General features: G+C 70.8%; 16 protein-coding genes and 1 pseudogene. 4 read left to right on the forward strand and 13 right to left on the reverse strand.

Annotation, left to right across the window (positions count from 1 at the left end):
* Nucleotides 1–14 precede the first annotated feature (14 nt).
* From ABZ939_RS10785 to ABZ939_RS10830, 10 genes are all read right to left on the reverse strand, one after another.
* The gene (locus tag ABZ939_RS10785; RefSeq protein ID WP_361851579.1) at nucleotides 15–1,787 is read right to left on the reverse strand and encodes an IucA/IucC family siderophore biosynthesis protein; all 1,773 of its coding nucleotides are present in this window, start codon (nucleotides 1,785–1,787) and stop codon (nucleotides 15–17) included.
* A complete protein-coding gene (locus ABZ939_RS10790; protein WP_361851582.1) occupies nucleotides 1,784–2,407 on the reverse strand; it encodes a GNAT family N-acetyltransferase in 624 nt (207 codons plus the stop codon). Before ABZ939_RS10790 ends, ABZ939_RS10785 begins: the two co-directional genes overlap by 4 nt.
* The gene (locus ABZ939_RS10795) at nucleotides 2,404–3,687 is read right to left on the reverse strand and encodes a lysine N(6)-hydroxylase/L-ornithine N(5)-oxygenase family protein (protein WP_361851584.1); all 1,284 of its coding nucleotides are present in this window, start codon (nucleotides 3,685–3,687) and stop codon (nucleotides 2,404–2,406) included. The genes ABZ939_RS10790 and ABZ939_RS10795 overlap by 4 nt, the downstream gene beginning before the upstream one ends.
* Entirely contained in the window at nucleotides 3,674–5,113 is a 1,440-nt protein-coding gene (locus tag ABZ939_RS10800; RefSeq protein WP_361851586.1) for an aspartate aminotransferase family protein, read from the reverse strand. Before ABZ939_RS10800 ends, ABZ939_RS10795 begins: the two co-directional genes overlap by 14 nt.
* Before the next feature lie 207 nt (nucleotides 5,114–5,320).
* The gene (locus ABZ939_RS10805; protein ID WP_361851589.1) at nucleotides 5,321–6,169 is read right to left on the reverse strand and encodes a siderophore-interacting protein; all 849 of its coding nucleotides are present in this window, start codon (nucleotides 6,167–6,169) and stop codon (nucleotides 5,321–5,323) included.
* 4 nt (nucleotides 6,170–6,173) lie between these two features.
* The gene (locus ABZ939_RS10810) at nucleotides 6,174–7,220 is read right to left on the reverse strand and encodes an ABC transporter substrate-binding protein (RefSeq protein ID WP_361851592.1); all 1,047 of its coding nucleotides are present in this window, start codon (nucleotides 7,218–7,220) and stop codon (nucleotides 6,174–6,176) included.
* 186 nt (nucleotides 7,221–7,406) lie between these two features.
* Nucleotides 7,407–8,567 carry an acyl-CoA dehydrogenase family protein gene (locus ABZ939_RS10815; RefSeq protein ID WP_158987554.1) on the reverse strand — a complete coding sequence of 387 codons (1,161 nt, stop codon included), beginning with the start codon at nucleotides 8,565–8,567 and terminating at the stop codon, nucleotides 7,407–7,409.
* 2 nt (nucleotides 8,568–8,569) lie between these two features.
* A complete protein-coding gene (locus tag ABZ939_RS10820; protein WP_361851595.1) occupies nucleotides 8,570–9,508 on the reverse strand; it encodes a hydroxymethylglutaryl-CoA lyase in 939 nt (312 codons plus the stop codon).
* A complete protein-coding gene (locus ABZ939_RS10825) occupies nucleotides 9,505–11,538 on the reverse strand; it encodes an acetyl/propionyl/methylcrotonyl-CoA carboxylase subunit alpha (RefSeq protein WP_361851598.1) in 2,034 nt (677 codons plus the stop codon). The genes ABZ939_RS10820 and ABZ939_RS10825 overlap by 4 nt, the downstream gene beginning before the upstream one ends.
* Nucleotides 11,539–11,552: 14 nt before the next feature.
* The gene (locus tag ABZ939_RS10830; RefSeq protein ID WP_361851600.1) at nucleotides 11,553–13,160 is read right to left on the reverse strand and encodes a carboxyl transferase domain-containing protein; all 1,608 of its coding nucleotides are present in this window, start codon (nucleotides 13,158–13,160) and stop codon (nucleotides 11,553–11,555) included.
* Nucleotides 13,161–13,247: 87 nt separating this feature from the next.
* Between ABZ939_RS10830 and ABZ939_RS10835 the strand changes: the two genes are divergently transcribed.
* Nucleotides 13,248–13,835 (forward strand): TetR/AcrR family transcriptional regulator, encoded by a 588-nt coding sequence (locus ABZ939_RS10835; RefSeq protein ID WP_361851603.1) that lies wholly within the window; start codon nucleotides 13,248–13,250, stop codon nucleotides 13,833–13,835.
* Nucleotides 13,836–14,019: 184 nt separating this feature from the next.
* Entirely contained in the window at nucleotides 14,020–14,793 is a 774-nt protein-coding gene (locus ABZ939_RS10840; protein ID WP_361851605.1) for a phosphatase, read from the forward strand.
* Between the two features lie 33 nt (nucleotides 14,794–14,826).
* Here ABZ939_RS10840 and tesB read toward each other — a convergent pair whose 3' ends face one another.
* From tesB to ABZ939_RS10855, 3 genes are all read right to left on the reverse strand, one after another.
* Nucleotides 14,827–15,702 carry an acyl-CoA thioesterase II gene (gene tesB, locus ABZ939_RS10845; protein ID WP_361851608.1) on the reverse strand — a complete coding sequence of 292 codons (876 nt, stop codon included), beginning with the start codon at nucleotides 15,700–15,702 and terminating at the stop codon, nucleotides 14,827–14,829.
* A complete protein-coding gene (locus ABZ939_RS10850) occupies nucleotides 15,703–16,860 on the reverse strand; it encodes an acyl-CoA dehydrogenase family protein (protein ID WP_361851611.1) in 1,158 nt (385 codons plus the stop codon).
* Nucleotides 16,861–16,988: 128 nt separating this feature from the next.
* Entirely contained in the window at nucleotides 16,989–18,077 is a 1,089-nt protein-coding gene (locus tag ABZ939_RS10855) for a helix-turn-helix transcriptional regulator (protein ID WP_361851614.1), read from the reverse strand.
* Between the two features lie 164 nt (nucleotides 18,078–18,241).
* Between ABZ939_RS10855 and ABZ939_RS10860 the strand changes: the two genes are divergently transcribed.
* Together ABZ939_RS10860 and ABZ939_RS10865 are read left to right on the forward strand one after the other, a co-directional pair.
* Nucleotides 18,242–18,847, forward strand: a complete 606-nt coding sequence (locus tag ABZ939_RS10860; protein ID WP_361851616.1) for a hypothetical protein — start codon at nucleotides 18,242–18,244, stop codon at nucleotides 18,845–18,847.
* Nucleotides 18,848–18,916: 69 nt separating this feature from the next.
* Nucleotides 18,917–19,097: pseudogene (locus ABZ939_RS10865) on the forward strand (M48 family metallopeptidase); the annotation flags it as partial.
* Between the last annotated feature and the right edge of the window lie 8 nt (nucleotides 19,098–19,105).

Here is a 19,105-nt window from a genome sequence, read left to right on the forward strand (position 1 = left end):
GGCCCGCGCCGGTCTCAACGGGTGAACCTCGCGATCGGGTTCACCAGGTCGCCGACGAGCTGGAGGGCCGCCGAGGGGTCCGCCAGGTCCACCATCTGCTTGTTGTTCCGCAGCTGGAGGCGGTTGAGGGCGGAGAGCGCGAACGTCTCCGCGAACATGTCGTACCGCGCGAATTTCTCCGCGAGCTCAGGCTTCGACCCCTGGTAGCCGCGCACGCACTCCGCGACCGTCCGCCAGAAGTCGTCCTCGTCGAGCACGCCCTCCGCCGCCAGCGTCGCCGCGAGGAAGCGGAAGAAGCAGTCGAAGACGTCCGTGAAGATCGACAGCAGCTTCATGTCCTCGGGGACCTCGGCGCGGATCCGCTCCACCGCCGGCGGCAGGACCGCGGCCGGGTCCATCACGCAGATCTCCTCGGCGATGTCCTTGAAGATCGCCCGGGAGACCGCGCCCCGCTCGTCGAGGACCAGGATCACGTTCTCGCCGTGCGGCATGTAGACCAGGTCGTACGCGTAGAAGCTGTGCAGCACCGGCAGCAGGTACGCGTCCAGGTAGCCGCGCAGCCACTCCGTCGGCGCCAGGCCCGACTCCTTGATCAGGGCCCCGGCGAACGACGCGCCCGCGTGGTCGACATGGAGCAGCGAGGCCATCGTCGCGAGCCGCTCGCCCTTCGCCAGGGACGGCACCGGCGACTCGCGCCAGAGCGCGGCGAGCATCTTGCGGTAGGGGGAGTAGCGGTCGGTGGCCGCCTCGTACTCCAGGTGCCGGTAGCCGACCGCCGCGCGCTCGCGGATGATCGAGAAGCGCGCCGCCGCGAAGACGGAGTCGGCCTCGATCAGCCGGGCCAGCCAGTCGTTGATCGCCGGGGTGGCCTCCATGTACGCGGCCGAGAGCCCGCGCATGAAGCCCATGTTGAGCACCGAGAGCGCCGTCTTGACGTAGTGCTTGGCCGGGTCGGAGGAGTTGAAGAAGGTACGGATCGACTGCTGGGCCAGGTAGCCGTCGTCGCCCTCGCCCAGGTAGACCAGGCGCTCCTGCGCGACCTCGGCGGCGAAGGTGACCGACAGCTTGTTCCACCACTGCCAGGGGTGGGCCGGCATGAGCAGGTAGTCGGACAGGTCCAGGCCGCGCTCGGCGAGGGTCGCGGCGAAGCCGTCGACCGCCTTGTCGCCCAGCTCGGCGCGGATGAAGGTCTCGTACTCGATGCCGGCACCGGCCGTGAAGGTGGTGCGGTCGCGGCGCGCGGCCAGCCAGATCAGGTGGATCTCGCTCGCGGCCTCGGGGGCGTACGCGCGGTACTCGTCCACGCCGAAGCCGAGCCGGCCGTTGTTGGCGACGAAGCAGGGGTGGCCCTCGGTCATCCCGGTCTCGATCGCCTGGAAGTCCGCGCGCGCCAGCTCGGCGGCCGTGATCTGCGGCTTGGTCGACTTGTACGCCGTGCCGGCCAGGGTGGAGGAGATCTCCTCCAGGTAGACCGGCAGGATCTCGTCGCTCAGGCCGAGCGAGCCGCGCAGCTCGGTGATGAACGCCAGGGCGTCCAGCGGGAGCTGCTCGTCCCCGCGGTGGCGGCTGATCGACTCGGGGTAGACCTGCCAGTGGTCCAGCGCGAAGCGGTCGGCGGTGAAGCGGTACTCGGTCGTGCCGTCGTCGCCGAGGACCTTGTACCGGCTCTCTCCCAGCTCCTGCGGGTGGAGCAGCCGCTCGTGGGCGAACTCGGCGAGACCCTTGCGGATGAGCGCGCGGTTGGCGTCCGCCCAGCGGGCCGGGGTCAGATGGGCCACGGGGTTCACTTGGACATACCTCCGACGAACGAGTCCGTCATGGTCGACCGGCTGTCTTTCCCGCCGGGGGTCCGGGGGTTGTCCCCCGGGAATTCGCCGTATGCGGCGGCTCCTACGGCGGCTTCGAACTGGGCGCGGGTGCAGAAGCTCAGCAGCGCCTTCTTCTCCGGCTTCTGGATCTCGCGCTCGGGTTCGAAACCGACGGCCTCGTTGAGCGCGTGGACGGCGGTGTTGGAGATGTCGGGCTCGACGACGACCCGCTCGGTCTCCGGGTCGGCGAACAGCTCGCGCATCACGGCGGTGATGACCGTCCGGGTGAAGCCGTGCACGGGCGTGTCGGTGGGCGCGACGAGGAAGTGCATGCCGACGTCGCCCGGGAGCGGGTCGTAGAGGCCGACCAGTTCCAGCTTCGAGGGGTCGTACCGCTCCATGAGGAAGGCGGGCTCGTCGTCCACCAGACCTATGAAGGCGTCGTGGTGCGGGTGGGCGGTGATCGCCATGTACTCGCGCTCGACGTCCTGGAGCTTCGCGTCCTGCATCATCCAGAAGGCGGCCTTGGGGTGGGTGACCCAGGGGTGGATCAGCTCGGCGTCCTTGAGCGGGTCGAAGGGCCGGATGCGAACGGTCATACCGCGAACTCCTGGAAAGCGATGGTCTTCTCGACGGGGTAGTACTCGGAGCCCAGCATGGCGCCGATGATGTACGCGTTGCGGTACGCGCCCATGCCCAGGTCGGGCGAGGTGATGGAGTGCGTGTGCACGCCGGCGTTCTGCAGGAAGACGCCGCGTCCCGTCGTGTCGATCGAATAGTTGCGGGCCACGTCGAAGCGGCCCTGTCCGTCCCACTTGAGGCGGTCCTTGACCGGCTCGAGGAAGGCCGGGACGGCGTACTTGTAGCCGGTGGCGAGGATCAGGCCCTCGGTCTCGACCGTGAAGTCCTTCTCCTGCTCCTCCTGGTGGAAGCCGAGGGTGTACGTGCCGCTGGTGTCGTCGTACGCGGCGGAGTGCAGCGCCGAGTTCGTGAGCAGCCGCGTGGGGACCGGGCCGGCCAGGTTCTTCTGGTAGAGCAGGTCGAAGATGGCGTCGATCAGCTCGCCGTCGATGCCCTTGAACAGGCCCTTCTGCTGGGTCTCCAGGCGGTAGCGGGTCTGCTCGGGCAGCGCGTGGAAGTAGTCCACGTACTCCGGCGAGGTCATCTCGAGCGTGAGCTTGGTGTACTCCAGCGGGAAGAAGCGCGGGGAGCGGGTCACCCAGTTGAGCCGGTAACCGTGCACGTCGATCTCGGCGAGGAGGTCGTAGTAGATCTCGGCCGCGCTCTGTCCGCTGCCGACCAGGGTGATCGACTTCTTCTTCTGGAGCTCCTCCTTGTGGAAGAGGTAGCGCGAGTTGTGGATCAGGTCGCCGCCGAGGCCCTGGCAGGAGTCGGGGACGTACGGCGGGGTGCCGGTGCCGAGCACGATCCGGCGGGCGCGGAAGGTCTCTCCGGCCTCGGTCGCCACCACGTACTCCTCGCCGGCCTCGTCGTACGAGACGGAGGCGACGGTCGTGGAGAAGCGGATGGAGGAGAGCTTCCCTGCGGCCCAGCGGCAGTAGTCGTTGTACTCGGTGCGCAGCGGGTAGAAGTTCTCGCGGATGTAGAAGGAGTAGAGCCGCCCCTTCTCCTTCAGGTAGTTGAGGAAGGAGTACGGGGACGTCGGGTCCGCCATGGTGACCAGGTCCGACATGAACGGGGTCTGGAGGTGGGCGCCTTCCAGGAACATCCCCGAGTGCCACTCGAAGTCCGGCTTGGACTCCAGGAAGAGACCGTTCAGCTCGTCGATGGGCTCGGAAAGGCACGCGAGACCGAGGTTGAACGGACCGAGCCCGATGCCGATGAAGTCGTACGTGCCGGGGGTATCAGGCGTGGACAAGGTTCTCTCCCAGGTACTGCTCGGCGTGGCCGGCTATCAGATCGAGGACGGCGGCGATGTCGGCCACGGTCGTCTCGGGGTTGAGCAAGGTGAACTTCAGGTACTGGCGGCCGTCGACCTTGGTCCCGGCGACGACGGCCTCGCCGGAGGCGAAGAGCGCCTTGCGGGCGTAGAGGTTCGCGCGGTCGATGTCCGCGGGCGAGGTGACGGCCTCGGGGATGTAGCGGTAGACGAGCGTCGACAGCTGCGGCTGGACGACCACGTCGTAGCGCGGGTCGGCGGCGAGCAGCTCGAAGCCGGCGGCGGCCAGGTCGCAGACCTCGTCGAAGAGCTCTCCGACCCCGTCGGCGCCCATCACGCGCAGGGTCATCCACAGCTTGAGCGCGTCGAAGCGGCGGGTGGTCTGCAGGGACTTGTCGACCTGGTTGGGAATCTGCTCCGCCACCGTCCGGCGCGGGTTGAGGTAGTCCGCGTGGTACGTCGCGTGGCGCAGGGTGGCCCCGTCCCGGACCAGGACGGCGGAGGAACTCACCGGCTGGAAGAAGGACTTGTGGTAGTCGACGGTGACGGAGTCCGCGTGCTCGATGCCGTCCAGGAGGTGGCGGCGGGTGCGCGAGGCGAGGAGTCCGCAGCCGTAGGCCGCGTCGACGTGCATCCAGGCGCCGTACTCGTCGGCCAGCGCGGCGATCTCGGGCAGCGGGTCGATGGAGCCGAAGTCGGTGGTGCCGGCGGTGGCGACGATCGCCATCGGGGTCAGGCCCTCGGCGCGGCAGGCCTCCAGCTCGGCGGCGAGGACGACGGACTGCATCCGCTTGCTCCGGTCGACCGGGATGGAGATGACGGAGTCGGCGCCGAGACCGAGGAGGGTGGCCGACTTCTGGACGCTGAAGTGGCTGCACTCGGAGGAGAAGATGCGGAGTTTCGCCAGGTCCTTCGTCTTGGCCTCCTCGCGGGCGAGGAGCAGCGCCTGGAGGTTGGACTGCGTACCGCCGCTGGTGAACACGCCGTCGGCGGCCGGGCCGAGGCCGATGCGGCCGGTGGTCCAGTCGATGAGCTTGCGCTCGATGAGGGTGCCGCCCGCGCTCTGGTCCCAGGTGTCGAGCGAGGAGTTGACCGCGGAGAGGACGGCCTCGCCGAGGACGGCCGGGATCACGACCGGGCAGTTGAGGTGGCCCAGGTAGCGGGGGTGGTGGAAGTAGACGGCGTCGCGGAGGTAGACGCTCTCCAGCTCGTCGAGCGCGGCGGAGGTGTCGCCGAGCGGCTTGTCGAGGTCGACGGCGTCCACGGTGGGAGCCAGTTCGGCGGGAGTGACGCCGGTGAACGGGCGTCGCGTCGTGGCGAGTTTGTCCGCCACCCGCTCGACTCCTTCGGTGACGGAGCGCCGGTAGCTCTCCGCCGTGGCGTCGTTGAGCAGGTGCGAGCGCATGTGTTGGGTCCTCCCGGGGACGGGGACTCGATCAGTCGGTCGAAAGTAAGGTTAGCCTAACCTAATTTGAACGCACAACGACCCCCCACCCGCAAAGGGATGAGGGGTCGTCGTGTCCGACGTGACGGTCGCGTGCCGTGCCGTGCCGTGCCGGGCTAGGCGCGGTGGCGTCCTGCCGTGCCGTGTCGTGTCCGGCGGGCGCGAGCGCTACGCGTCGTCCTGCGTCTCGTCCGGCACCTCGCGCAGGGCGTCCTCGGACAGGCCCTTGCGCCAGTAGCCGACGAACGTGACGCGACGGCGGTCGAGTTCACGCTCCCGTACGAAGTGCCGGCGCAGCGCCTTCACCGAGCCGGACTCGCCCGCGATCCAGACGTACGGAGCCTCGCCCGGCAGTTCGGCGGCACGCACCGCGTCCAGGGCGGAGGGCGCCCCCTCCTCCCGTACCAGCCAGGTGACGGTGGCGTCGGCCTGCGTCGCCGGCTCCAGGCGGTCGCCGGAGTAGGGGACTTCGAGATAGACGTGGGCCCTGGTCTCGGCCGGCAGCCACTCCAGGATCGCCGAGGCGGCCGGCAGGGCCGTCTCGTCCGCCCAGATGAGGACGGAGTCGGCGTCGTCCGGCAGCTGGAAGCGGACACCAGTGTTCGCCGGCGTGGCCGGGCCGAGCACGACCACCCGGTCACCGGGCTTGGCGTGCTGCGCCCAGCGGCAGGCGGGGCCACCGTCCTCGTGCAGCGCGAAGTCGATGTCGACCTCGGCCGGGTCGGTCCTCTGCTCCCGCACCGTGTACGAGCGCATCACGGCCCGCTCGTCGTCCGGCAGCGCACGCCAGGCGCCGAGGATCGCGTACATGTCGGGGTTGTCCAGCGGCGGCAGGACCGGGGCCTCCTGGCCGGGGTGCGGCAGGAAGAGCGAGAGCGACTGGTCGCGTCCGCCGGAGGCGAAGGACTTCAGGTCCTCTCCGGTGAAGGTGACCCGGACCAGGGACGGGCCGAGCCGCCGCGTCCGGTCGACCTGGAGGGAGAAGAACTGGAACGGGGCGGTCTCGGCGCTCGTCATGGGGTCAGGCCACCTTCTTCGCGTTCTCCAGCGCCTTCGCCAGATCCTCGAGGAGCGGGGCGCACTTGGCGTAGGAGTAGATGGGCTCGGTCACGCGCGGGAAGACCTGGCCGGCCTTGACGGCGGGCAGCGCGGCCCAGGTCGGCTTGGCCTTCAGCGCCTCCGGCTGCAGGGCCGAGGTGCGGTTGTCGAGCAGGATGACGTCGGCCTTGTACTTGTCGACGTTCTCCCAGCTCAGACCCTCGAACCAGCCGCCCTGGTCCAGCTTGGTGGGAACGACGATGTTGACGCCCAGCTCCTTGAAGTAGAGCGTGTCCGTCGGCCGGACCGGGGTGGAGACGTAGAACAGGTCGGGGGAGCCGGAGCCGATCAGGACCTTGATGTCCTTCTTGCCCTTGGCGGCCTGGCGGACGCGCTCGGCGGCGGCCTCGAAGCGGGCCTTGTCGGCAAGGATCTGCTTGGTCTTCACATCGGCGCCCAGCGAGGCGGCGAGGTCGGCGTGGCGCTGGAGCACGGTCGGCATGGACTTGTCGGCGGCCCACAGGGCGACGCTCGGGGCGACCTTGAGGATCTTGTCCTTCTGCTCGGCAGGGACGTACCAGAGGTCGTTCTTCTCCCACATGTCCGTGATGAGGAGCTCGGGGTTGAGCTTGAGGTACTCCTCGATCTTGAACTCGCCCCAGACGTTGCCGATGACCTTGACCTTGGTGATGTCGAGGTCGCCGGCCTGGACGTCCGGCTTCTTCTCCTTGGTCTTCGGGTCCTCGACGTAGGTCGGGCCGAAGACGCCCTTGACCTCGATGCCGAAGTCCTTGAGCGCGGCGGCCGTGCCGGTGAAGGCGACGATGTTCTTCGGGGTGGACTTCGCCTCGACGGCCGTGCCGCGATCGTCCGTGAACTTCCACGGGCCGGCCTTGTCGGAAGTGCCGGAGGAGTTGCTGCCCTTGGTCTCGCTGCCGCAGGCGGCGAGCGCGGCGCCGAGCCCGAGGGCGCCGCCTGCGGCGAGCAGGCCGCGACGGGTGAGATGAGTGGCTCGGGCGTTGCTGGGCATGGCGATGTCGCTTTCGTACGTGCCGGGGTCGGCCTGGGCAAGTCGAAGGTAGGTTAGCCTAACCTGATGTGGATCAGTAAGGGTGGTTCATGGGCCGTACGTCACATGCCAGGGGCATGAGAAACGCCCGCCACCCCAGGGCGGGGTGACGGGCGTTCGGCCGGAGGGCCGTCCGGTCGGGCGACGTCAGGCGGAGAGGCCCAACTCCCGTGCGATCAGCATCCGCTGGACCTCGCTCGTGCCCTCGCCGATCTCCAGGATCTTGGAGTCGCGCCACATCCGGGCCACCGGATACTCGTTCATGAAGCCGTAACCGCCGTGGATCTGCGTCGCCTCGCGGGCGTTGTCGACCGCCACGGTGGAGGAGTACAGCTTCGCCAGCGCCGCCTCCTTCTTGAACGGCTCACCGAGCACCAGCCGTGACGCCGCGTCGCGCCAGCCGATCCGGGCCATGTGCGCCCGCATCTCCATGTCCGCGATCTTGAACTGGATGGCCTGGTTGTCGCCGATCGGCCGGCCGAAGGCGTGCCGCTCCTTCGCGTACTTCACCGACTCGTCGACGCAGCCCTGCGCGAGCCCGGTCGCGAGCGCCGAGATCGCGATCCGGCCCTCGTCGAGGATCCGGAGGAACTGCGCGTAGCCGCGGCCCTCTTCGCCGAGCAGGTTCGCGGCGGGCACGCGGACGTCGTCGAACGACAGCTCACGGGTGTCCGAGGCGTTCCAGCCGACCTTGGAGTAGGGGGCGGCGACCGTGAAGCCCGGGGTGCCGGAGGGGACGATGATCGAGGAGATCAGGGGCCGGCCGTCCGGCTTGCGGCCGGTCACGGCCGTGACGGTGACCAGGCCCGTGATGTCCGTACCGGAGTTGGTGATGAAGCACTTCGAGCCGTTGATGACCCAGTCGTCGCCGTCGCGCACGGCCGTCGTACGGGTACCGCCGGCGTCCGAGCCGGCGCCCGGCTCGGTCAGGCCGAAGGCGCCCAGGATCTCGCCCGAGCACATCCGGGGCAGCCACTCCTGCTTCTGCTCCTCGGTGCCGAAGCGGTAGACCGGCATCGCTCCGAGGGAGACGCCCGCCTCCAGGGTGATGGCGACGGAGGAGTCGACGCGGGCCAGCTCCTCGAGCGCGATGCCGAGGGCGAGGTAGTCGCCGCCCATCCCGCCGTACTCCTCCGGGAAGGGCAGGCCGAACAGGCCCATGCGGCCCATCTCGCGGACGATCTCGTACGGGAACTCGTGACGCTCGTAGTAGTCGCCGATCTTGGGCGCGACGACGTCGTGGGCGAACTCCTCCACAGTGCGGCGGAGTTCCTCGTGCTCTTCGGAGAGCCGGTGGTCGAGGGACATGGCTAGGACTCCTTGTGGGAGAGCGCGCGAACGGTACGGGAAGGGCTCGGTCGGCCCAGTTGGTCGGCCATCCACACGCTGGTGGCGGTGAGAGCGGCCAGGTCGACCCCGGTCTCGATGCCGAGGCCGTCGAGCATCCACACGAGGTCCTCGGTGGCGAGGTTGCCCGTCGCGCTCTTCGCGTACGGGCAGCCCCCGAGGCCGCCGGCGGAGGCGTCGACGGTGGTCACGCCGTGCCGGAGCGCGGCGAGGGTGTTGGACAGGGCCTGCCCGTAGGTGTCGTGGAAGTGCACGGCGATACGGGAGGTCGGCACGCCTGCCTCGTTGAGGCTTTCGAGGAGGTGCGTGACGTGCCCGGGGGTGGCGACGCCGATGGTGTCGCCGAGGCTCAGCTCGTCGCAGCCCATCTCGGCGAGGGCCTTGGTCACGCGGACGACCTGCTCGACGGGGACGGCGCCCTCCCAGGGGTCGCCGAAGCACATCGAGAGATAGCCGCGGATGGTGAGGCCCTGCTCTATGGCGCGGGTGACGACGGGCTCGAACATCGCGAGGGCCTCGTCGACGGTGCGGTTGAGGTTGGCCTTGGCGAAGGACTCGGTGGCGGAGGCGAAGACGGCGATCTGACGGGCGCCGAGAGCCATGGCCCGGTCGAGCCCGCGCTCGTTGGGAACGAGCACGGGGAGGCGCGCCGGGACGCCCTTCAGGAGGGGGAACAGCTCCTCCGCGTCGGCGAGTTGGGGCACCCACTTGGGGTGGACGAAGCTGGTCGCCTCGACCGTGGAGAGCCCGGCGCCGGCCAGCCGCCGGACGAACTCGGCCTTGACGGCGGTCGGGACGACCGTCTTCTCGTTCTGGAGCCCGTCGCGCGGCCCGACCTCGTGGATCCGCACCCGGGCGGGGAGCCCGTGGGCGGGCACGGTCATGGGCAGGCCCGTGGTCATGATTCCTCCCTGGGGGTCACCACGGCGAGGATCTGGTCCATGGCGACGGTGGAGCCGGGGGTGACGTCCAGCTCGGTGACGGTCCCGGCGTGCGGGGCGGAGATGACGTGCTCCATCTTCATCGCCTCGACGACGAGCAGACTCTGCCCGGCCTCGACCTCGTCACCGACGCCCACCTTCACGACGGTGACGGTGCCGGGCATGGGCGCGGCGAGCGTGTCGGCGCCGCCGTGGCGTGCGCCGGTGAGGGCCGCCTGGACGGGGTCGTGGTCGAGGACGTGCCAGGAGTCGCCGTCGCGGCCCAGCCAGATCCCTTCGGGGGAGGTGGCGAGGTGGAGGCGATGGGTGATCCCGTCGAGGGCCAGGGTGAGCTCCCCGTCGACCGGGGCGTTGCCGACGAGCGCGGCGGTGACCGTCTCGCCCGATTCCTCCGGGTCGCCGAGCAGCAGCTCGGCGCCGGACGCCGCGCCGCGCACCCGGACGGTCACCGGGTCCTGGCCGGGGACGCGGAAGTGCAGCACGGTCCAGGCGGGCGTGCCGCCGAGGCGCCAGCCGCTGCGGACGTCGAAGGGGTCGGCCCAGCCGGCGCCCGCGGGGGCGGCCGAGGCCTCGCCCCGGGAGCCGGCCGAGCGGGCGCCCCACGCGGTCAGCAGCGCCGCCGCCGCGTACACCTCGGCCGGGACACCCGTCGGGACCAGGCTCTCCGCGTCCCGCTCCACCAATCCCGTGTCCAGGTCGCCGGTCTTCACCGACTCGTGGGCGAGCAGGCGGCGCAGGAAGCCGGCGTTCGTCGGGATGCCCAGGGTGACCGTGTCCGCGAGGGCCGCACGGAGTTTGCGGAGGGCCGTCGGACGGTCCTGCGCGTGGACGATGACCTTCGACAGCATCGGGTCGTAGAGGCTGCCGACCTCCGTGCCCTCGCTCAGCCCCGAGTCCGTGCGGACCCCGTCGCCCTGCGGCTCGCGCAGCGAGAGGACCGTGCCACCGGACGGGAGGAAGCCCCGCGAGGGGTCCTCCGCGCAGATCCGGGCCTCGATCGCCCAGCCGTCGAGACGGACGTCCTCCTGGCCGAAGCCCAGCTTCTCGCCCGCCGCGACCCGCAGCTGCCACTCCACCAGGTCGATCCCGGTGATCAGCTCCGTCACCGGATGCTCCACCTGGAGCCGGGTGTTCATCTCCATGAAGTAGTACGAGGAGGGGTCGACGCCCGGCACGATGAACTCGACCGTGCCCGCGCCCACGTACCCGCAGGACCGCGCCGCCTCCACCGCCGCCGCGCCCATCTGCGCGCGGATCTCGGGCGTCAGCAGGACGCTCGGCGCCTCCTCGATGATCTTCTGGTGGCGTCGCTGCAGCGAGCACTCGCGCTCACCGAGGTGCACGACGTTCCCGTGCCCGTCCGCCAGAACCTGGATCTCGATGTGGCGCGGACGGTCGATCCACCGCTCCACGAGCAGCGTGTCGTCGCCGAACGACGACCGCGCCTCGCGCCGCGCCGCCGCGATCTCGTCGGTCAGCGTCGACAGGTCGCGCACCAGGCGCATGCCCTTGCCGCCGCCACCCGCCGAGGGCTTCAGCAGCACGGGCGCCCCCAGCTCGCGTGCGGCGGCCTCCAGTTCGGGATCGGCGGCGCCAGGGACCACCGGCACGCCCGCCGCCTTCACCGTCTCCTTCGCCCGGATCTTGTCGCCCATCAGGGAGATCGCGGAGGCCGGCGGGCCGATGAAGACCAGGCCCGCCTCCTCGCACGCCCGCGCGAACCCCGCGTTCTCCGCGAGGAAGCCGTATCCCGGGTGAACCGCCTGGGCCCCGGTGCGCCGGGCGGCGTCGAGGAGCGCCTCGACCGACAGGTAGCTCTCGGAGGCCGGCGGCGGACCGATCCGTACCGCCGTGTCCGCCTCCCGTACATGACGGGCCTCGGCGTCCGCGTCGCTGTACACCGCCACCGAGCGGACACCGAGCGCGCGCAGGGTGCGGATGACCCGGACCGCGATCTCGCCCCGGTTGGCCACAAGGACTGTGTCGAACATCTTCTGAGGTCCCCTCACATCCGGAAGACGCCGAACTGGGGGTCACCCAGGGGCGCGTTGGCGCAGGCCGTCAGGGCGAGGCCCACCACCTGTCGGGTCTCCATCGGGTCGATGACCCCGTCGTCCCAGAGCCGGGCCGTCGCGTAGTAGGCGCTGCCCTGGGTCTCGTACTGCGCGCGGATCGGAGCCTTGAAGGTCTCCTCCTCCTCCGCGCTCCACTCGTCGCCGAGCTGGTCCCGCTTGACCGTCGCGAGGACGGACGCGGCCTGCTCACCGCCCATGACCGAGATCTTGGCGTTGGGCCACATCCACAGGAAGCGGGGGGAGTACGCCCGGCCGCACATCGAGTAGTTGCCCGCGCCGTACGAACCGCCGACGACCACGGTCAGCTTCGGCACCCGCGTACAAGCCACGGCCGTCACCATCTTGGCGCCGTGCTTGGCGATGCCGCCCGCCTCGTAGTCCTTGCCGACCATGAAGCCGGAGATGTTCTGCAGGAAGAGCAGCGGGATGCCGCGCTGGTCGCACAGCTCGATGAAGTGGGCGCCCTTCTGGGCGGACTCGGAGAACAGGATGCCGTTGTTGGCGACGATCCCGACCGGGTGACCGTGGATCCGGGCGAAGCCGGTGACCAGCGTCTGCCCGTACTCCGCCTTGAACTCCTGGAACCGGGAGGCGTCCACGATCCGCGCGATGACCTCCCGGACGTCGTACGGGGTACGGGAGTCCACCGGCACCGCGCCGTAGAGCCCCGCCGGATCGACCTTCGGCTCCTCGACCGGCTCGACCGACCAGGGCAGGGCACCGCGCTCGGGGAGGGTGGCGACGATGTTGCGGACGATGCGCAGCGCGTGGGCGTCGTCCTCGGCGAGGTGGTCGGTGACGCCGGACGTACGGGAGTGGACCTCGCCGCCGCCCAGCTCCTCGGCCGTCACGACCTCGCCGGTCGCGGCCTTCACCAGCGGCGGTCCGCCGAGGAAGATCGTGCCCTGGTTCCGGACGATCACGGCCTCGTCGCTCATCGCCGGGACGTACGCGCCACCGGCTGTGCAGGAGCCGAGGACCGCCGCGATCTGCGGGATACCGGCGCCGGACATCCGGGCCTGGTTGTAGAAGATCCGGCCGAAGTGCTCGCGGTCGGGGAAGACCTCGTCCTGCATGGGCAGGAAGGCGCCGCCGGAGTCCACGAGGTAGAGGCAGGGGAGACGATTCTCCAGCGCCACCTCCTGGGCGCGCAGGTGCTTCTTCACCGTCATCGGGTAGTACGTGCCGCCCTTGACGGTCGCGTCGTTGGCGACGATCACGCACTCGCGGCCCGAGACCCGGCCGATGCCGGCGATGACACCGGCGGCCGGTGCCTGGTCGCCGTACATGCCGTTCGCGGCGAGCGGGGCGAGCTCCAGGAAGGGCGAGCCCGGGTCCAGAAGCGTGTCCACACGGTCCCGCGGCAGCAGTTTGCCGCGCGCGGTGTGCCGGGCGCGGGCCTTCTCACCGCCGCCGAGCGCGACCCCGGCGAGCTTGGCGCGCAGGGTCGCGGCCAGCTCGTGATGGGCCGCCTCGTTGGCCTGCCAGGCCGCCGACGCGGGGTCCGCCGCGCTCGTCAGCACAGGTGCCTGCTGCATCCCTCGAGCTCCCTTGCTCGGTTAATGAGCGTTAACGTATGTCGTTCAGGTTAACGACCGCTAACCCCATTGTCTAGAATCGATTCCATGACCACCACCGCCAGGACCGACGCCCCCACGCGACGCGAGCAGATCCTCAAAGAGGCCGCTCGTCTCTTCGCCGAGCGCGGGTTCCACGGGGTGGGCGTCGACGAGATAGGAGCCGCTGTCGGCATCAGCGGCCCCGGGCTCTACCGGCACTTCGCGGGCAAGGACGCGATGCTGGCGGAGCTGCTCGTCGGGATCAGCGAGCGGCTCCTGGACGGGGGGCGGCTCCGGGTGGGCGAGGGGGAGGACGACCCGCGGGCGCTGCTCGGCTCGCTCATCGACGGTCACATCGACTTCGCGCTCGACGACCGGCCGCTGATCACCCTGCACGACCGGGAGCTGGACCGGCTCAAGGACGAGGACCGCAAGCGGGTCCGGCAGCTGCAGCGGCAGTACGTGGAGCTGTGGGTGGCGGTGGTACGGGAGCTGTATCCGGCGTCCTCCGAGGGCGAGGCGCGGGCCGCGGTCCACGCGGTGTTCGGGCTGCTGAACTCGACGCCGCACCTCGCCGCGCTGGGGCGGACCGCGATGGAGGAGCTGCTGAGACGGCTGGCCCACGGGGCGTTCGGGGCCCTGGCGCAGGCGTAGGGCGCCGGCCCTCTGCGGAACGAATGCCCGCGACGGTCCCGTGAGCGGAACGTATGCCCGCGACGGCTCCGTAGGGCGGAACGTATGCCCGCGACGGGTCCGTAAGGCGGAACGTATGCCCGCGGCGGGTCCGTAGGGCGGAACGAATGCCCAGAACGGTTCCGTCTGCATCAGAATGAGCACCATGCCGATACTCAGTCGCCCCGCCCTCGTCGAGCACCTTGTACGGACTCGGATCGCAGGTGATGTCGCCACCCCGCGCGACAACAACCTCTCCCACTACCGCAAGCTCGCCAACGGCGACCGGCACTACTGGCTCGGCCTGGAGCTCGGCGACCGGTGGACGGACGAGCAGGACGTGCTCGCCGTCATGGCCGAGCGGTGCGGGGTGAACGACGACCCCGCCCATCGCACCGGTCAGGACACCATCGACCCCGAGCTGACCGTCGACGCCCTCGACCGGACGGCCGCGCGTCTGCGCAAGGCCGCCGCCGGCAAGGAGCGGGTCCTGTTCGCGACCGGCCACCCCGGCGCGCTGATCGACGCCCACAGCCGGGTCGCCGCCGCCCTGCGGGCCAAGGGCTGCGACATCGTACGGATCCCCGGCGGGCTCATCGCGGACGAGGGGTACGTCGTGCAGTTCGCCGACGTCGCCGTCTTCGAGCGGGGCGCCACCCTCTGGCACACCCATTCGCCGGAACCGATGAACGCGATCCTGGACGCCCTCGGTGAGGACGGCAGACCCGATCTTGTCGTCGCCGACCACGGCTGGGCCGGGCGCGCGGGCCAGCGGGGCGTCGACTCCGTCGGCTACGCCGACTGCAACGACCCCGCCCTCTTCATCGGCGAGGCCGAGGGCACGATGCAGGTCACGATCCCGCTGGACGACCACGTCCTGGACCCGCGGTACTACGAGCCGCTCACCGACTACCTGCTCGACGCGTCCGGCCTGCTCTGACGCGGGCCGGACGGCCGGCGCGGGCGATCCGCCTCAGGGTCGCCGCGGGACGCGGACGACACCCTCCTGGATCACGGAGATCGCCAGCTGTCCGTCCCGCGTGTAGATCCGCGCCTGACCCAGACCGCGCCCGCCCGAGGCGGACGGCGACTCCTGGTCGTACAGCAGCCACTCGTCGGCCCGGAACGGCCGGTGGAACCACATCGCGTGGTCCAGCGACGCCCCGACGACGTCGCCGACCGCCCAGCCGCCCCGCCCGTGGGCGAGCAGCACGGAGTCGAGCAGCGTCATGTCGGAGACGTACGTCGCCAGGCAGACGTGCAGCAGCGGATCGTCCGCCAGCTTGCCGTTCGTACGGAACCAGACCTGCGAGCGCGGCTCGCGGCGCTCTCCGACGGAACCCCACGGCGGCACCTCGGCGTACCGCAGGTCCACCGCCGCCCGCGCCTCGATCAGTCGCGCGGCCACGTCCGCCGGGAGGTGCCGGGGCAGCATCTCGGCCGCCGTCGGCAGGGACTCCGGGTCCGGCGCGGCCGGCATGTCGTACTGGTGCTCCAGCCCCTCCTCGTGCGCCTGGAAGGACGCGGAGAGGTGGAAGATCGGCTGCCCGTGCTGGACGGCGACGACCCGGCGGGTGGTGAAGGAGCGGCCGTCCCGGATGCGGTCGACCGTGTAGACGATCGGCGCGCCCGGGTCCCCGGCACGCAGGAAGTACGCGTGCAGGGAGTGCGCGAGCCGGTCCTCGGGGACGGTCCGCCCGGCCGCCACCAGCGCCTGGGCGGCCACCTGGCCGCCGAAGACGCGGGGGACGACGGCGGAGCGGGACTGTCCCCGGAAGATGTCCTGCTCGATCCGCTCCAGGTCGAGCAGATCGAGCAGGGCATCCAGAGCGTCGTGCGCCTCGGGCACTTACAGGCCCATCGACTTCGCGATGATCGACTTCATGATCTCGCTGGTGCCGCCGTAGATGCGGTTGACGCGGTTGTCGGCGTACAGGCGGGCGATCGGGTACTCGTTCATGTAGCCGTAGCCGCCGTGCAGCTGGAGGCAGCGGTCGATGACGCGGTGCGCGACCTCGGTGCAGAAGAGCTTGGCGCTCGCGGCCTCGGCCGGGGTCAGCTCGCCCGCGTCCAGGGCCTCCAGGGCGCGGTCGGCGACCGCCTCGGCGGCGTCCACCTCGGCCTGGCAGGCGGCCAGTTCGAACTTGGTGTTCTGGAAGTGCGCGACCGGCTTGCCGAAGACGGTGCGCTCCTGCACGTACTGCTGGGCGAACCGGACGGCGGCCTTGGCCTGCGCGTACGCGCCGAAGGCGATGCCCCAGCGCTCGGAGGCCAGGTTGTGGCCGAGGTAGTAGAAGCCCTTGCCCTCCTCGCCGAGCAGGTCCTCGACCGGCACCTTCACGTCGACGAACGCCAGCTCGGCGGTGTCGGAGGTGCGCAGGCCGAGCTTGTCGAGCTTGCGGCCGATGGAGTAGCCCTCGGACTTGGTGTCCACGGCGAAGAGGGAGATGCCGAAGCGGCGGTCCTCGGCCGTCGGGGCGGAGGTACGGGCGCAGACGATCACGCGGTCGGCGTGGACGCCACCGGTGATGAAGGTCTTGGCACCGTTGAGGACGTAGTGCGTGCCGTCCTCGGAGAGCTTGGCGGTGGTCTTCATGCCCGCGACGTCGGAGCCGGTGCCCGGCTCGGTCATCGCCAGCGCCCACATCTCGTCGCCGGAGACGAAGTTCGGGAGGTAACGCTTCTTCTGCTCGTCGGTGGCGAGCATCTTGATGTACGGCAGGGCGAGCAGCACGTGCACACCGGAACCGCCGAACTGGACGCCCGCGCGCGAGGTCTCCTCGTAGAGGACGGCCTCGAACTTGTGGGTGTCCAGGCCCGCGCCGCCGAACTCCTCGGGAACGTTGATGCCGAAGATGCCCAGCTCGCCGAGCTTGCCGTAGAACTCGCGCGGCGCCTGGCCCGCGGCGAACCACTCGTCGTAGACGGGGACGACCTCGGCCTCGATGAAGGCGCGGATGGTCTCCCGGAACGCCTCGTGGTCCTCGTTGAATACGGTACGGCGCACGAGCCGCCTCCTTCGGAGTCCTGGGGTGCCTGACGCAATATGCCTAAGCGCTTGCTCAGTCAAGTTACCCATCGGTTTGCGCCGCTGTCCAGATCTGGGGCGCCCAGGGTTGCCCAGATCACGTCCGCTCACTCCCCGGGCACCTCGCCGCGGACCCAGCGGAGGCCGACGGAGTCGTACTCCCACACCGGGCGGCCCCGCAGACCGCTCGTACGGAAGGGTGCGCCGTCCTCGTCCCCGATCCGGACCGTGCCACGGCGCCCCTCCGAGCTCCACTCCAGCTCCAGGTACCAGCGGCAGTCGCACCCCACCGCCCCCGCCGAGACCAGCAGCTCCTCCGGCTCGGCGGCGCTGACCGCGTACGGGAAGGAGACCGCCGGGAGCGTCCGGCCCTCCTCCCCGGAGGCGTCGTACCCGTCCAGCGCCCGCGCCACCGGCCGCGGCCGGTCCAGGTCCACCTCGAAACGGCGCGGCGTCACCGCCCCGCCGCACCCGCCGCCCATTCGGTACGCCGCCCACGGCAGCGGCGCGCCCCGCTCCACCACCCGCACGTGCAGCGCCTGGAGCACCACCGACGCCGCGCCCTTCCCCTGCACGGACACCCGCACCAGCGTCTCCCCGCCGTCCACGACCCCCTGCGCCGCCGCCCAGCTCCGCGCGTCGGCCGACCCCGGCGGGGGAGGGGGCGTCCGCTCCACGAGGTAGGTGTGTCCGCACCCGTCCTTATAGATGTGCGAGGCGACCGTCCACGTCAGCGGCGCCGCTGGTTCGGCGGCCCGCTCCCAGGTCTTCCCGGGCAGGAGTACGGCTCCGAGCGTCACCGTCCCAACGACCGCCAGCGTCCCGCCGACCAGGCCCAACCACCCCCACCGGCGCCTCCGCCGCTCGGACGGGAGGCCCGGCACGCGCGTGTGCACGGGTTCCAGCTCGGGCTCGGGCTCCGCGTCGGGCTCCGGCACCGGAGGGCGACGGGTGCGGTCCGCGCGGCTCCAGGCCACCTCCAGGGCCCGCCGCTCCTCCTCGTCCGCCCCGCACAGCAGGGCGAGGCGGTCGACCACGGCGAACTCCTCCGGGACGGTCGCGCCGGAGCAGTAGCGGTGGAGGGTGGACGCGCTGACGCTCAGGCGCCGGCCCAGCGCCTCGTAACTCCTCCCGTCCCGCGCCTTCAGCGCGCGCACGAGCCGCGCGAACTCCTCGACGGCGGCGTCCTTCGGCATTCCATCCCCCTCGACCCTGCGTCCCACCCTTCACGTCCTTGCACGTCAGCGGGGGTGGAATGGTTCCGGGACGGATGGTGGGCGCGTCACCGTTGCGGGCGGCGGGCGGTCGGCCCGACGCTGGTCGAGCACTGACCGAACGACCCGACGGGGGAACCACCACCATGAACAAGCTCCGTACCGCACTCGCCACCACCGCCGCTGCCGCCCTGGGCCTCGCGGCCCTCGCCACAGCCCCGGCGCAGGCCGCCGCCCAGCCCGCCTTCCTCGCCGCCTCCCAGATGCCGCCGTCGTCGACGCCGTGGACCGCCACCCAGGTCTTCACCGGCGTCCCGGAGAACGGCGGCGTCCTCTGCGCCTCGTACAAGATCCCGGCGCAGAACACCCGCTACCGCGAGTTCAACACCGAGCTCGACACCAACGGCGTCCAGATCACCACCGTCGCCCGCACCGAGGCCGACGCGGTGAAGCTGGTCGACACCCTCCGCAAGGCCCTCGCCGGCTGCGGCCCGATGCTGGAGCGGGAGAACCCGGGCCTGCAGGCCGTCAGCGCCTCCCACGGCAAGCTCGCCGTCGAGGAGGGCGCCTGGGTCTACAGCCTGGACACCGCCGACCCGGAGGTCGGCAACACCGACATCCACCTGTTCGCGGTGGGCCGTGACGGCCGGACCGTCACCCTCGTCCGCTGGGGTCAGATGGGCGACTTCAAGGACGCCCCGCTGACCGCCTTCCGTACGACGACGAAGACCGCCGTCAACAAGCTCTACTGACCCGGGGCTCCCTCAAGGGCTAACCACAGCTCCGCAGCGGCGCGGCCGGAACCTGGGCGCGCCGCTGTCGTACCCGCCCATCTCGTCGACTACGTGATCGCCCCACGAGCTCGCCCATGTGCGGGTGGCCGGGCACGGGGCGGACTTCTGGCGGCTCCTCGGACGGGCTCTGCCCGAGTACGAGGAGAGGCGGGCCGAGCTGGACGAACTCGGGCGGCGCATGTGGATGGGCGACATCGCGGGACCGTGAACCGTGCG

The sequence above is a fragment of the Streptomyces sp. NPDC046712 genome (assembly GCF_040645695.1).
Lineage (GTDB): Bacteria > Actinomycetota > Actinomycetes > Streptomycetales > Streptomycetaceae > Streptomyces.